This window comes from Cryobacterium sp. MDB1-18-1 (assembly GCF_004402735.1).
In the GTDB taxonomy this organism is placed as follows: domain Bacteria; phylum Actinomycetota; class Actinomycetes; order Actinomycetales; family Microbacteriaceae; genus Cryobacterium; species Cryobacterium glucosi.
In genome coordinates this window covers 106,771-121,134 of the sequence record NZ_SOFR01000044.1, presented here as the reverse complement: position 1 = coordinate 121,134, position 14,364 = coordinate 106,771, and the positions used below count along the sequence as shown (strand labels likewise).

13 protein-coding genes and 1 riboswitch are annotated in these 14,364 nt (G+C 70.0%); of the genes, 9 read left to right on the top strand and 4 right to left on the bottom strand.

Annotated features, from left to right (window positions below):
- Positions 1-13: 13 nt before the first annotated feature.
- Positions 14-1,627 (bottom strand): amino acid permease, encoded by a 1,614-nt coding sequence (locus E3O50_RS10135; protein ID WP_134558990.1) that lies wholly within the window; start codon positions 1,625-1,627, stop codon positions 14-16.
- A gap of 137 nt (positions 1,628-1,764) precedes the next feature.
- Between E3O50_RS10135 and E3O50_RS10130 the strand changes: the two genes are divergently transcribed.
- The 8 genes from E3O50_RS10130 (at position 1,765) to E3O50_RS10095 (ending at position 10,596) form a co-directional block, all read left to right on the top strand.
- Positions 1,765-4,737: a Na+/H+ antiporter subunit A gene (locus E3O50_RS10130; RefSeq protein ID WP_134558988.1), complete on the top strand. Its 2,973-nt coding sequence runs from the start codon at positions 1,765-1,767 to the stop codon at positions 4,735-4,737.
- Complete coding sequence (locus E3O50_RS10125) at positions 4,734-5,276, top strand: NADH-quinone oxidoreductase subunit K (protein WP_134558986.1); 543 nt, start codon at positions 4,734-4,736, stop codon at positions 5,274-5,276. The genes E3O50_RS10130 and E3O50_RS10125 overlap by 4 nt, the downstream gene beginning before the upstream one ends.
- Positions 5,273-6,841 (top strand): Na+/H+ antiporter subunit D, encoded by a 1,569-nt coding sequence (locus E3O50_RS10120; RefSeq protein ID WP_134449988.1) that lies wholly within the window; start codon positions 5,273-5,275, stop codon positions 6,839-6,841. The genes E3O50_RS10125 and E3O50_RS10120 overlap by 4 nt, the downstream gene beginning before the upstream one ends.
- Complete coding sequence (locus E3O50_RS10115) at positions 6,838-7,512, top strand: Na+/H+ antiporter subunit E (RefSeq protein WP_134558984.1); 675 nt, start codon at positions 6,838-6,840, stop codon at positions 7,510-7,512. Before E3O50_RS10120 ends, E3O50_RS10115 begins: the two co-directional genes overlap by 4 nt.
- Positions 7,512-7,775, top strand: coding sequence for a monovalent cation/H+ antiporter complex subunit F (locus tag E3O50_RS10110; RefSeq protein ID WP_174774608.1), 264 nt, complete (start codon positions 7,512-7,514; stop codon positions 7,773-7,775). Before E3O50_RS10115 ends, E3O50_RS10110 begins: the two co-directional genes overlap by 1 nt.
- Positions 7,772-8,128, top strand: a complete 357-nt coding sequence (mnhG, locus tag E3O50_RS10105; protein WP_134558982.1) for a monovalent cation/H(+) antiporter subunit G — start codon at positions 7,772-7,774, stop codon at positions 8,126-8,128. Before E3O50_RS10110 ends, mnhG begins: the two co-directional genes overlap by 4 nt.
- A gap of 5 nt (positions 8,129-8,133) precedes the next feature.
- Positions 8,134-8,223, top strand: a riboswitch (ZMP/ZTP riboswitch).
- A 24-nt stretch (positions 8,224-8,247) separates the two neighbouring features.
- A complete protein-coding gene (gene glyA / locus E3O50_RS10100; protein ID WP_134449992.1) occupies positions 8,248-9,546 on the top strand; it encodes a serine hydroxymethyltransferase in 1,299 nt (432 codons plus the stop codon).
- Positions 9,547-9,714: 168 nt separating this feature from the next.
- On the top strand, positions 9,715-10,596 hold the full coding sequence (locus tag E3O50_RS10095) for a bifunctional methylenetetrahydrofolate dehydrogenase/methenyltetrahydrofolate cyclohydrolase (RefSeq protein WP_134449993.1): 882 nt from the start codon (positions 9,715-9,717) through the stop codon (positions 10,594-10,596).
- 145 nt (positions 10,597-10,741) lie between these two features.
- On the opposite strand, the gene E3O50_RS10090 is transcribed toward E3O50_RS10095, so the two are convergent.
- Positions 10,742-11,278: a gamma carbonic anhydrase family protein gene (locus E3O50_RS10090; protein ID WP_134558980.1), complete on the bottom strand. Its 537-nt coding sequence runs from the start codon at positions 11,276-11,278 to the stop codon at positions 10,742-10,744.
- Between the two features lie 165 nt (positions 11,279-11,443).
- Here E3O50_RS10090 and E3O50_RS10085 point away from each other — a divergent pair, with 165 nt between their 5' ends.
- Entirely contained in the window at positions 11,444-11,932 is a 489-nt protein-coding gene (locus E3O50_RS10085) for a YbaK/EbsC family protein (RefSeq protein ID WP_134558978.1), read from the top strand.
- Between the two features lie 99 nt (positions 11,933-12,031).
- Here E3O50_RS10085 and galK read toward each other — a convergent pair whose 3' ends face one another.
- A complete protein-coding gene (gene galK / locus E3O50_RS10080; protein WP_134558976.1) occupies positions 12,032-13,192 on the bottom strand; it encodes a galactokinase in 1,161 nt (386 codons plus the stop codon).
- Entirely contained in the window at positions 13,189-14,349 is a 1,161-nt protein-coding gene (galT, locus tag E3O50_RS10075; protein ID WP_134449997.1) for a galactose-1-phosphate uridylyltransferase, read from the bottom strand. Before galT ends, galK begins: the two co-directional genes overlap by 4 nt.
- Positions 14,350-14,364 lie beyond the last annotated feature (15 nt).

Below are 14,364 nucleotides of genomic sequence, written 5' to 3'. Positions count from 1 at the left end.
GCCGCGCAGGGGTCTACCGCGGAGGCCGCCCGGTCCCGTTCTCGTCGGCGAGCGGCCGGTTCGCCTTGATCGGGAAGGCCCCGGTCTTGCCGTCGCGGGCGAGCGCGATCTGCAGGATCCGGCCGCGGCACGCATACCAGCCGACCACGAGCGCCGGGATGATCACGATCAGGGAACTGATCGTGAGCGTGCCGACCGGCCAGTCGAAGGCCATCAGCACGAGAACCGTCGCCAGGAACCCGAGGCTCGCATAACCGGTGTATGGAGCCCCGAACAGGCGGAACGCCGGCCGTTTCAGGATCCCGCGCTTCGCCCAGGCCTGCAGGCGCAGCTGGCAGAGCACGATCATCCCCCACGCGCTGATGATCCCGATCGCCGCCATGTTGAGCACGATCTCGAACGCCTCATCCGGCACGATCGCATTGAGGCCGACACCGAGCAGGGTGACGAAGCCCGTCAAGAGGATGCCGCCGAACGGCACCCCGGTCCGGCTCACCTTTCCGGCGAAGCGCGGCGCCGATCCCGCGAGCGACATCGACCGGAGGATCCGTCCCGTCGAGTAGAGGCCGGCATTGAGCGAGGACAGCGCCGCGGTCAGCACGACGAGGTTCATGATCACGTCGACCCCGCCGACGCCGATGCTGCCGAAGAACGTCACGAAGGGGCTGACGCCTGCCTGGTACGCGGTGTACGGCAGCAGCAGCGAGAGCAGCAGGATCGAGCCGACGTAGAAGACCGCGATGCGCACGATCACGGTGTTGATCGCCTTGGGCATCACCGTCTCCGGATGGGCGGTCTCTCCGGCGGTCGTGCCGACGAGTTCGATCGAGGCGTAGGCGAAGACGACGCCCTGCACGACGACGATCGAGGCGAGCACCCCGTTGGGGAACCAGCCGCCGTTGTCCGCGATCAGGCTGAAGCCGGCCTCCTGGCCCGGGATCGGGGTGCCGAAGATCACCATCCAGGTGCCGACGAGCAGGAAGGACACGATCGCAACGACCTTGATAAGCGCGAACCAGAACTCGAGCTCGCCGAAGACGCTCACCGACAGCAGGTTGAGGCACAGCACGACCGCGAGGGCCGTCAGCGCGTAGAGCCACTGCGGCACGCTCCCGAACGGCGCCCAGTACTTGGCGAAGAAGTTCATGTACAGCGCGACGGCGGTGACATCGACGATCGCCGTCATCACCCAGTTGATCCAGTACAGCCAGCCGGTGACGAACGCGGCCTTCTCGCCGAAGAATTCGCGCGCATACGAGACGAAGGAGCCGGACGACGGGCGGTGCAGGACGAGCTCGCCGAGTGCGCGCAGGATCAGGAACGCGAAGAACCCGCAGATCGCGTAGACGAAGACGAGGGAAGGACCCGCTGAGGCGAGCCGGCCGCCGGCGCCGAGGAAGAGCCCGGTGCCGATCGCGCCGCCGATCGCGATCATCTGCACCTGCCGGCCCTTGAGCCCCTTGTGCAGGCCCGCATCCTCGTGCACGCTCGTCGCATCGTGGATGTGCTCGAGCGGCGTCTCGACGGGCAGGCCGTGGTGCCCGTGCTCGTGAGGCTGCGCTGGCTCTGCCTCAGCCCCTGACCCGGTCGGATCGGGGCGTTTCGGCCCCCGGATGGCACTCGTCATGGGGGCACTTCCGATCCAGTTGCTTTTCGCCCACCCTACCGGTGGGGCGCCGGCGCCCCCTAACAGGGTTCGTCCACCGGGCACTCGGTAGACTGGTTTTCCGTACCCCTGACCCGAGAAACAGAGCCGGAGGCCGCATGACGACGATCCTCCTCGCCTTCCTGGCGCTGTCCGTCCTGACGCCGGCGCTCACCCGCGTGCTGTCCACCAAGGTGTTCTACCTGATCGCGCTTCTGCCTGCGGCGGCGTTCGTCTTCACGCTCACGCAGACCGCGACGGTCACGCGCGGAGGTTCCGAAACCTCGAGCATCCCGTGGATCCCGCAGCTCGGCGTCGCGCTGTCCTTCCGCGTCGACACCCTCGCCTGGCTGCTCGCCCTCGTCGTGACCGGCGTCGGCGCCCTCGTTCTCGTGTACTGTGCCCGCTACTTCGACGCTGACGAACCGGCGCTCGGCCGTTTCGCAGCCTGCCTCCTCGCCTTCGCAGGCACCATGTACGGGCTCGTGACCGCGGACGACGTGGTCGTGATGTTCATGTTCTGGGAGATCACGAGCGTGCTCTCCTACCTGTTGATCGGCCATTACACCTTCCGCAGGGAGAGCAGGGGCGCCGCGCTCCAGGCCCTGATCGTGACGACCTTCGGCGGACTCGTCATGCTCGTCGGCGTCGTGATGCTCAGCGTCGAGGCAGGGACGACCTCGCTCGCCCTGCTCGTCGCCCAACCCGTCACCGGCCCGCTCGCGACCTGGGCCATCCTGCTCATCCTCGTCGGGGCCCTGTCCAAGTCGGCTCTCGTCCCCTTCCACTTCTGGCTCCCCGCCGCGATGGCCGCCCCCACCCCGGTCAGCGCCTACCTGCACGCCGCCGCCATGGTCAAGGCCGGCATCTACCTCGTCGCCCGGCTCGCCCCCGGGTATGCAGACACCGAGGGGTGGATGCCGGTGCTCATGACGATCGGCGTCTGGACCATGCTCGTGGGCGCCTGGCGTTCCCTGCGGCAGCACGACCTCAAGCTCGTGCTCGCCTACGGAACCGTGAGCCAGCTCGGCTTCATCATGGTCGTCGTCGGTTTCGGCACCCGCGACGCGGCGCTCGCCGGGGCCGCGCTCCTCCTCGCCCACGCGCTCTACAAGGCGGCGCTCTTCCTCGTCGTGGGGATCATCGACCACCGCGCGGGCACCCGCGACCTCCGGAAGCTCTCCGGAATCGGCCGCAGCGACCCGGCGCTCGCCGTGATCGCGCTCGTCGCCGTGGCGTCGATGGCCGGCCTTCCACCCCTGCTCGGATTCGTCGCCAAGGAGGCCGTCTTCACGGCGTTCCTCGAGGCGGCACTGCACGGCGACGGCTGGGGCTGGGTGGCGCTCGTCGGCACGGCGGTGGGCTCCCTCCTGACCGTGGCGTACAGCATCCGCTTCTTCCACGGCGCGTTCGGAACGAGGGCGGCGCTCGCGCAGACGGCCCTGCACCCGAGCCGCTGGGACATCCTGATCGCCCCGGGACTGCTCGCCGTCGCGACGATCGCGCTCGGCCCGCTGGCCGGCCGGCTCGACTCGCTGCTCGCGCCGTACGCGGACACCGTCCCCGGCGGAGGGCACGCGCACCTCGCCCTCTGGCACGGATTCGAACCCGCCCTGGGAATCACCGCTGTCGTGCTCACGCTCGGCGCCGTGATGTTCTGGAAGCGTCGCGGGGTCGCGGTGCTGCAGGAGCGGGTGCCCGGCACCGTCGACGCCGGTCGCGGCTACGGGCTGCTCGTGCGCAGCGTCGATCGCACAGCGGCGAGGCTCACCCACTTCGCGCAGCGCGGCGGCCTGCCGCAGTACCTCGGCACGATCCTCGTGGTCTTCGTGCTCGCGCTCGGCTTCGCCTCCCTGGTCAACCGGACCTGGCCGGACTCGGTCGTGCTCTGGGATTACCCGGGCCAGGTCATCATCGCCGTGATCATGGGCGTTGCGGCGATCGCGGCGTCGCGGTCAGGGCAGCGGATGACGTCGGTGCTGCTCGCGGGAGTCACCGGCTATGGCCTCGTGGCCCTGTTCGCCTTCCACGGCGCACCCGACCTCGCCCTGACCCAGGCTCTCGTGGAGACGATGACCCTCGTGGTCTTCGTGCTCGTGCTGCGCCGGCTGCCGGCGAGGGTCACCCGCCCGAACGCGCCGTTGCATCGCAGGCGCCGCGCCCTGATCGGGGTGCTGGTCGGGGCGACCATGGGCACCGTCGCCATGATCGCCCTCGGCGCCCGGCAGGCGCCGAGCATCGCGCTCGAGCTGCCGCGCCTGACGCTCGAGGCGCACGGCACCAACATCGTCAACGTCGCACTCGTCGACATCCGGGCCTGGGACACGATGGGGGAGGTGTCCGTGCTCATCGTCGTCGCGACCGGCGTCGCGAGCCTGCTCTTCGTGTCCGGGCGCACCGAGACCCTGCCGCGTCTGAAGGGCTCCCGCACCCAGCGGTCACCGCGCAACCGTCGCCGCGTCGTCGCCGACCCGCAGGCCTCCTCGGCCGGCCACGCCGTCACCCGGCAGTCCTGGCTGCTCGCCGGGCGCACGATCAAGCCGGAGGACCGGTCGATCCTGATCGAGGTCATCGTGCGGCTTCTCTTCCACCCCGCGATCGTCGTGTCGGTGTTCCTGCTCTTCGCCGGGCACAACGCGCCAGGGGGCGGATTCGCCGGCGGGCTCCTCGCCGGGCTCGCCCTCGTCGCCCGTTACCTCGCCGGAGGACGCTACGAACTCGGCGAAGCCGCCCCGATCGACCCGGGCAAGATCCTCGGCCTCGGAGTGATCCTCGCCGTCGGCACCGCGGTCGCCTCACTGTTCGTCACCGGGATCCCCCTGCAGTCGGCGTACGCGAGCGTCGACGTTCCCGTGCTCGGGCACCTCTCCTTCGGCACCTCCACTGTTTTCGACATCGGCGTCTACCTCGTCGTGATCGGCCTGGCACTCGACATCCTCCGCAGCCTCGGCAGCGAGATCGACCGGCAGAGCGAGGCCGGTGAGGCTCCGCCCGCCGGGTCCGACGCCTCCGCGACCGGTTCCGGCTCCGATGCCGCGGGTGCCCCGGTGTCAGAACCGGGCGCGGAGCCGGTGCCGGAGGTGGTCCCGTGAGCGCCTCCCTGACCCTCGTCGTCGTCATGGCCGTGCTCTACGCGGCCGGCGTCTACATCATGCTCGAGCGCAGCCTGACCCGGGTGCTGATCGGGTTCGTGCTCGTCGGGAACGCGACCAACCTGCTGATCTTCATCATGAGCGGCCGGCCCGGCAGCTCGCCGATCATCACCGGAACCGCGAGCGATGCCGACATGGTCGATCCCGTGCCGCAGATCCTGATGCTGACCGCGATCGTGATCAATTTCGGCGTGACCGCCCTCATCCTCGCCCTGGTCTATCGCGCCTGGTGGCTTGCCCAGCTCGGCGACGAGGGCGACACCCTCACCGACGAGCACGCTGCGGAGACCGCGTCCTCCGCGGAGCAGGACTTCCGGTCCTCCGCGGACGATGACGCGGCCGTGCGCGCCTCCCTCGACGCGAGCGATCACGACGACGCGGGCGATCGCGACGACCCCGATGATCACGACGACCCGGACGACTACGATCACGACGACGGAGCGCCCGCCCGCCCCGGGAACACGGATGCCGCCCGATGAACCTTGCGACCATCCTCGTCCCCCTCGTCGTCGCCGTCCCGCTGCTCGGCAGCGCGATCACGCTCGCCCTCGGCCGGCGCACCGTGACCCAGATCGCTGTCGGCGTCGCCTCGCTGACCACGGTCGCCCTGATCAGCGCCACGCTCCTCGTGCTCGTCGACCAGCAGGGACCCGCCGTCGTGCACGTCGGCGGCTGGCAGGCGCCGTGGGGGATCGTGCTCGTCGTGGACCGACTCTCGGCTCTCATGCTGCTCGTCTCGGCCGTGATGCTCCTCGGCGTGCTGCTCTTCGCCGTCGGCCAGGGCATCATCGACGGCGACAGGGAAACCCCCGTCTCGATCTTCCACCCGACCTACCTCGTGCTCGCCGCCGGGCTGTTCAACGCCTTCATCGCCGGTGACCTGTTCAACCTCTACGTCGGCTTCGAGATGCTGCTCTCGGCCAGCTATGTGCTGCTCACCCTCGGTGGTACCGGTGCGCGCATCCGTGCCGGCGTCACCTACATCGTCGTGAGCCTGGTCTCGTCGATCCTCTTCCTCAGCTCGATCGCCCTGATCTACGGCGCGACGGGGACCGTGACCCTCGCCCTCCTCGCCGAACGCATCCCCGCCCTGCCCGGAGACGTGCAGGGCATCCTCGGGCTGATGCTCCTCCTCGCCTTCTCTGTGAAGGCCGCCGTGTTCCCGCTGTCGTTCTGGCTCCCGGATTCCTACCCGACCGCACCCGCCCCGGTCACGGCGGTCTTCGCGGGCCTGCTCACCAAGGTCGGCGTCTACGCGATCCTGCGCACCCAGACCCTGCTCTTCCCGAGCAACCCGTTCCAGGTGCCGCTCCTCATCGTCGCCGCGCTCACGATGCTGATCGGCATTCTCGGCGCACTCGCCCAGGCCGACATCAAGAGGCTGCTGTCCTTCACCCTGGTCAGCCACATCGGCTACCTGATCTTCGGCATCGCGATCGGCACCCCGCTCGCCCTCGCCGCGACGATCTTCTACGTCGTGCACCACATCAGCGTCCAGACCACCCTGTTCCTTTCGGCCGGCCTCATCGAGCGCGTCGGCGGCACGACTTCCCTCGCCCGGCTGGGCGGCATGCTCAAGGCCGCTCCCGTCGTCGCAGTGCTGTTCTTCATCGGCGCGATGAACCTCGGCGGCATCCCGCCGTTCTCCGGCTTCCTCGGCAAGTTCGCCCTGTTCCAGGCCGGGGCGCAGCTCGGCACCCCGCTCGCGTGGGCGGTGATCGGGGCGGGAGCGGCCACCTCGCTCCTGACCCTCTACGCCCTCGCCCGCGCGTGGAACATGGCCTTCTGGCGCCCGCGCCGCGAGGTCGAGAACTACGACTCGGCCATGCTCGACCGCCTCACCGACGACCCGCACGACGACGGAACGGTCGTGACCAAGACCGTCTCCCGGCTCATGGTCGGCGCGACCGCCGGGCTGCTCGTGCTGACCATCGGGCTGACGGTCTTCGCGGGTCCCGTGTTCGACTTCGCGGCGCGGGCCGCCGCCGACATCGAGGCCCCGAGCGACTATGTCGACGCGGTCTTCCCTGGCGGCACACCGTGACGACCCGCGCGGAGCGCCGCGCCGCCCTCCTGAACCAGCTCCCGCTCTGGCTCGGGCTCGTACTGCTCTGGATGCTGCTCTGGGGCAGCTTCTCCTGGCTCAACCTCCTGACCGGAGCCCTGCTCGCCGCGCTCGTCTCCGTCGTGTTCTACCTGCCCGCCGTGCAGCTGAGCGGCCGGATCAGCCCGGCAGGCGCCCTCGCGTTCCTGCTGCGGCTGTTCGGCGACATCGTGCGCGCGTCCGTGCAGGTCGCCTGGCTGGCCCTCAGGCCCCTCAGGAGGCCCGCCGGTCCGGACAGCGCGATCATCGCGGTGCCGCTCCGCACCCGGAGCGACCTCATCCTGACCTGGACGGCCGTTGCGACCTCGATCGTGCCCGGATCGATCGTCATCGACACCGACCGGGTGAGCTCCACGCTCTACCTGCACGTGCTGAACGTGCGCACGCACGCCCAGATCGACCGGTTCCGGGTGAGCGTGCTCGCGACCGAGCGGCGCATCGTGCGCGCGTTCGGCTCGCGCGAAGACCTCGAACGACTCGCCCTCGGCGATGCTGTGGCCGCCGTTGCGGCGGCAACGGGCGCCGCGGCCGGGGACGCGCGCGCGGCATCCGCTCGGAATGACGACGACAGGGACCGCCGGAACCTGGACGACACGGGAAAGGAAACCTGATGGGAGTCGTCGTGATCGTAGCCGCCGTGCTGTTCGGCGCCGGGGGACTGTGCGCGGTGTACCGCATCATTCGCGGCCCGTCTGTCCTCGACCGCGTGATCGCCTCCGATGTGCTCGTCGCGACCGTGATCTGCGCGCTCGGCGCGGAGATGGCGATCAACCGGCACGTCGACACCCTGCCGGTGCTGCTCGTGCTCGCCCTGTTCGCGGTGCTCGGCTCGCTCGCCGTCGGCCGCTTCCTCGGCGGGAAGGAGCACTCGTGACCGCGGTGATCGGCGATGTGGTCACGGCGGTGCTCGTGCTCTCCGCCGCCCTGATGTGCCTCGCGGCCGGCGTCGGCCTGCTGCGCTTCCCGGATGTGCTCAGCAGGCTGCACGCGGCGACCAAGCCGCAGGTCTTCGGCCTCATCGCCGTGACGGTGGATGTCGCGGTCAACAACTTCACCCTCGGCACCGTCACGCTCTCGGTCGCGATCGTGGCCTTCCAGGCGCTCACCGCCCCGATGGCCGCGCACCTCATCGCCAGGGTCGCGCACGACACCGACCGGTTCCGGCCGGAACTGCTCGTCGTCGACGAGCTCGGACGCGCGAACCGGCGCGGAGACCGCGGCGCCTGATAGGATTTGCGTGTCGCAACTGGCGTAGCACGAAAGATGGGTCACCATCGGGGAGCGACTGACACGGTTAGTGGCCGCACGCCTGGGCCACGACGATTAATTCAAGTCTGAGGAGACCCGTGTCCGAATCTGTGCCTGGTACCACGCTGCATTCCACCTTCAACGAGCCGCTCGAGGTCGTCGACCCCGAGATCGCCGCCGTCCTCGAACTCGAACTGGGTCGCCAGCGCGACTACCTCGAGATGATCGCGAGCGAGAACTTCGTGCCGCGCGCCATCCTGCAGTCGCAGGGCTCCGTGCTCACCAACAAGTACGCCGAGGGCTACCCGGGGCGTCGCTACTACGGCGGATGCGAGTTCGTCGACGTCGCAGAGGAGCTCGCGATCGCGCGGGCCAAGTCCCTCTTCGGCGCAGCGTACGCGAACGTGCAGCCGCACTCCGGCGCCACGGCGAACGCCGCCGTGCTCTCCGCGATCGCAACGCCCGGCGACACCATCCTCGGCCTCGAGCTCGCCCACGGCGGCCACCTCACCCACGGGATGAAGCTCAACTTCTCCGGCAAGCTCTACAACCCGGTCGCGTACGGCGTCGACCCGGACACCTTCCTCGTCGACATGGACGTCGTCCGCGACAAGGCCCTCGAGCACAAGCCGAAGGTCATCATCGCCGGCTGGTCGGCATACCCGCGCCACCTCGACTTCGCCGCGTTCCGCGCGATCGCGGACGAGGTCGGCGCCCTGCTCTGGGTCGACATGGCGCACTTCGCCGGGCTCGTCGCCGCCGGCCTGCACCCGTCACCGGTGCCGCACGCCGACGTCGTGTCCTCGACCGTGCACAAGACCCTCGCCGGCCCCCGGTCCGGCTTCATCCTGTCCCGGGACACCGCGCTCGCGAAGAAGCTCAACTCGAACGTGTTCCCCGGGCAGCAGGGCGGTCCGCTCATGCACGTCATCGCCGCCAAGGCGACCGCGTTCAAGCTCGCGGCCGAGCCGGAATTCAAGGAACGCCAGGAGCGCACCCTGCGCGGGGCCAGCATCCTCGCCGCCCGCCTGACGGCAGACGACTCGCGCGCCGCCGGCGTCGACGTGCTCACCGGCGGCACCGACGTGCATCTCGTGCTCGCCGACCTGCGCCACTCCGAGATCAACGGACAGCAGGCCGAGGATGCCCTCCACGAGGTCGGCATCACGGTCAACCGCAACTCGGTGCCGTTCGACCCGCGCCCGCCGATGGTCACGAGCGGCCTGCGGATCGGCACGCCCGCCCTCGCGACCCGCGGCTTCGGCGACGCCGAGTTCACCGTCGTGTCCGACGTCATCGCTGAGGCCCTCAAGCCCGGCGCCGACGTGCAGGCGCTCCGCGCCCGGGTCAAGACGCTCACCGAGGCCTTCCCGCTGTACCCCGGCCTGCACCAGTAGCGCACGCCGCATCCTGCACCACCACCCCCTGACGAATTCGACGGAGTTTTTGGGAAACACGCACGTGGGAAGCCCGTTTTCGGGGTTTTCGACCAGAAACTCCGTCGAATTGGTTCGGCGAACGCGGGGGTCAACCGCGCTCGAAAGCACCAAACGATTGGATCACGCATGACGGCAATCACCCTCGACGGAGTCGCGACCGCGTCCGCCGTGAAGACCGAACTCATCGCCCGTGTCACCGAGCTGCGTGCGCACGGGATCGTTCCCGGGCTCGGCACCCTGCTCGTGGGCGATGACCCGGGTTCACGTTCGTACGTCGCGGGCAAGCACCGCGACTGCGCCGAAGTCGGCATCGAGTCGATCCGTATCGACCTGCCCGCATCGGCGACGACCGCGGATGTCCGCGCCGCGATCAAGGACCTGAACTCCAGCCGCGAGGTCACCGGCTACATCATCCAGTTGCCGCTTCCCGTCGGCCACAACGAGAACGCCATGCTCGAACTGATCGACCCGGCCAAGGACGCGGACGGCCTGCACCCGACCAACCTCGGCAGGCTCGTCCTCGGCATCGAAGGCAAGCTCAGCTCGCCGCTGCCGTGCACGCCGGCCGGGATCGTCGAGCTGCTACGCCGCTACGATGTGCCGATCGTCGGCCGCAAGGTCGTCGTGATCGGCCGCGGGCTCACCGTCGGGAGGCCGCTCGGCCTGCTCTTCACCCGCAAGGGCCTCGACGCGACCGTCACCCTCACCCACTCGCGCACGGTCGACCTGCCGGAGGAGGTCCGCCGCGCGGACATCGTCGTGGCCGCGGTCGGTGTGCCGCACCTGGTCCAGGCTGACTGGATCAAGCCGGGCGCCGCAGTTCTCGACGTCGGCATCACCCGCCTGGTCGACCCCGTCACCGGCAAGGGCGTCCTCACCGGCGACGTGCACCCCGACGTCGCAGAGGTCGCAGGCTACCTCTCCCCGAACCCCCGCGGCGTCGGACCGATGACGCGCGCCATGCTGCTCGGCAACGTGGTCAAGGCCGCCGAGCGCGCCCTGCTCTAGCCCAGCCCCGCGCTTCCCAGCACCCGCCGCGTCGCCCCCGGGAAACGCTCGCGTGATCGCTGAGGTGTCGCATATCGACCTTCGCGTCGACGTTTAACGTCGATATGCGACACCTCACGGAACCGGCCCGGCCGTCCCGGGCGGGTCAGGCGAGGGCGGAAGCGTGCAGGGCGGCGTGGTCGAGGTAGTTCGCGGCATTCTGGCGGATGCCCGCGACCTCGGCATCCGTCAGGGGTCGGCGTACCTTGGCCGGGACCCCCGCGACGAGCGAGTACGACGGCACGATCGTGCCCTCCAGCACGACGGCCCCGGCCGCGACGAGGGAACCCGTCCCGATCACGGCGCCGTTGAGCACGGTCGCCTTCATTCCGATCAGGGCGCCGTCCTCGACGACGCAGCCGTGAAGCACCGCGCCGTGCCCGACGGACACGTCCCGGCCCACGATGAGCGGGAAACCGTGGTCGACGTGGCATGAGACGTTGTCCTGCAGGTTCGAGCCTGCCCCGATCCGGATCGGTTCCGCCTCCGCGCGCAGCACCGAGTTGTACCAGACGCTTGCGTGTTCGGCGAGGATCACATGCCCCACGAGCACCGCACCAGGGGCGACGAACGCGGAGTCCGCGATGCTCGGCCCCGGCCGGTCGGGAAGAGTGATGATGCGGGCGGCGCTGTCTGCAGTCATACGCGCCAGCCTAGTGCGGCATCCGTCCCGCGCCCTTCCCCTGTCTCAACTCCAGAAGTGGCCTGCGCCGAATTCAGGAGTTGAGCAGTCCTGGCCCCGGGAAAGCGCTTGTGCGACCCGAAACGGGCCGCAACTCCTGAATTCGGGACGGGATAGGCTGGCGCGATGGTGAACACCGCACACCCCGCCGTCGACCGCGTGCGGGAGGCGCTCGCCGCCTTCGGGCTCGCGCCGGACATCCGCTGGCTCGATGAGGCGGCGACGACCGCGCAGCAGGCCGCCGACGCCCTCGGCATCGAGCCGGGCGCGATCGCCAACTCCCTCGTCTTCACCCTCGACGGCGAGCCGTTGCTCGTGCTGACCTCTGGAGCTCACCGCGTCGACACGCAGTGGCTTGGCGAGAGGCTCGGCGGCACGATCGGCCGGGCGTCGAAGGAACTCGTCAAGAGCGCGACCGGGCAGGTCATCGGCGGCGTTGCGCCGGTCGGGCACCCGCGGCCGCTCCGCACCCTTGTCGACGTGGACCTGGACGGGTATCCCGAAGTGTGGGCGGCTGCCGGCCACGCCCACACCGTCTTCCCGACCAGCTTTGCCGAACTGCTCCGCATCACTGCAGGAACGGCCACGCCCGTCATCCCGCCCGAATCGGCATAACTCCTGCAGGTTCCGGGCCGGCTGCCGCGCCGCCCAGTGTTCTACTGAAAGCGCCGCAGCGGCCGGACCGATGTGCAGGAAGGGGAAGCCGGGGAGGGGTCAGCCCTCGCGGCCGGCGCCGTCGGCCGCGCGCACCACGAAGGTGTCCGGGGCGCCGAACCCGGCATCCGCGAACGCGGACCGGACCGCAGCGGTGACCGCGGGGATCAGCTCGTGCGGCGTGAGCGCGATCGCGGCACCGCCGAAGCCGCCTCCCGTCATCCGCGCGCCGACGGCACCCGCGCCGCGCGCCGCGACGACCGCGAGGTCGAGTTCGGGAACCGAGATCTCGAAGTCGTCGCGCATCGAGGTGTGCGAGGCGTCGAGAAGCGCGCCGATCGCGGACGGGCCGGACTCGCGCAGCGTGCGCACGGTGTCGAGCACCCGCTGGTTCTCGGTGATCACGTGCCGCACCCGGCGGAACGTCTCGTCGTCGAGCAGCTCAGCGGCCCGCGCGAGGTCGACGACCCCGAGGTCGCGGAGCGAGTCGACGCCGAGCAGCCGGGCGCCGAGTTCGCAGGATGCCCGGCGCGAGGCGTACCCGCCCGTCGAGTGCTCGTGGCTCACCTTCGTGTCGATGATCAGCAGCTCGAGTCCCGCCGCGTCGAAGCCGAGCGGAACGACCTCGGACTCGAGCGTGCGGCAGTCGAGGAAGACCGCGGAGTCCTTCTCTCCGAGCAGGGAGGCGGACTGGTCCATGATGCCCGTCGGCGCCCCGACGGCGCGGTTCTCGGCGAGCTGGCCCACCCGGGCGAGGGTGCGCCGGTCGAAGCCGAGCCCCCAGACGTCGTTGAGGGCGACCGCGATCGCGCTCTCGATCGCCGCCGACGACGACAGGCCGGCCCCGATCGGCACGTCCGAGACGATGTACACGTCGAAACCGGCCACCGTCGACAGCGGCGCCCCGAATTCGCCGAGCGCCCAGGCGACTCCGAGCGGGTACGCCGACCAGCCCGCGAGGATGTCGGGGGTCAGCCCGTCGAGGGAGACCTCGACGATCTCGTCGGAGAACGAGCTCGCCACCCGCATCAGCCGGTCGTTGCTCGCAGCCAGCGCGATCACGGTGCGCCGGTCGATCGCGAACGGCAGTACGAAGCCGTCGTTGTAGTCGGTGTGCTCCCCGATCAGGTTCACCCGTCCGGGCGCCGACCAGAGGCCGTCCGGCTCGCCGGCGAAGCGCTTGGCGAAACCTGCGGTCGCTGCGGAATCGAGGGCGCTCATGCGCGGGCCTCGCTCGCGGCATCCGCGGCCATCGACCGTTCGACGGCGGCACGGATGCCCGCAGCCGCCTGCTCGGGAGTGACGTCGCCGATCCACGCACCCATCGCAGCCTCCGATCCGGCGAGATACTTCAGCTTGTCCTCTGCCCGGCGCGGGCTCGTGACTTGCAGCATCAGGCGGATGTCGTCCCGGTGCGTGTGCACGGGGGCCTGGTGCCACGCCGCGATGTACGGTGTCGGCGTCGAATAGATCGCGTCGATGCCGCGCAGGAGCCGCCGGTAGAGCACCGCGAGTTCGTCGCGTTCGGCGAGGCTCGTCGCCGCGAAGTCGGGGATCTGGCGGTGCGGCAGCATGTGCACCTCGATGGGCCAGCGGGCCGCGAAGGGCACGAACGCGGTCCAGTGCTCGCCGCGGATGATGACCCGGTCGGCGGCCTGTTCGCTCGCGAGCACGTCGGCGAAGAGAGTGGGACCGTAGGTTTCGAGCGACGCGATCACGCGCTGGGTACGTGGGGTGACGTACGGGTACGAGTAGATCTGGCCGTGCGGATGCCGCAGCGTCACGCCGATCGCCTCGCCGCGGTTCTCGAAGGGGAACACCTGCTGGATGCCCGGGAGCTGCGAGAGCACGTGGGTGCGTTCGGCCCATGCCTCGATCACGGTGCGGGCCCGGGTGACGGAGAGGCTCGCGAAGGAGCCCTCGTTCTCGGGACTGAAGCAGACGACCTCGCAGCGCCCGACCGAGGTGCGGGTGCGCCCGAGGCCGATCTCGGAGAGCTCGGCGAGCCCTGCCGGCGCGTTCGCGTCGGTGAGCAAGGGCCCGAAGGACGGCGACTTGTTCTCGAACACGGCGACGTCGTAGTTGCTCGGTACCTCGCTCGGGTTCTCCGGCGTCGACGGCGCGAGCGGGTCGAGGTTCGCCGGCGGCAGGAACACCCGGTTCTGGCGTGCAGACGCGATCGAGACCCATTCGCCGCTGAGCGGGTCCTGGCGCATGCTCGCCGTCGGCGGGCGCGGGTCGAGCTGGCGGGTATCGGCGGCGCGTTCGGGCGAGAGCCGCGTGTCCGGGTCGTCGAAGTAGATGAGGTCCCGGCCGTCGGCCAGGGTGTGGTGGTGACGGGTGATTCCGGGTGCGGCGACGAAGCCTGCGCTATCCATGACGGTGTCCATAAC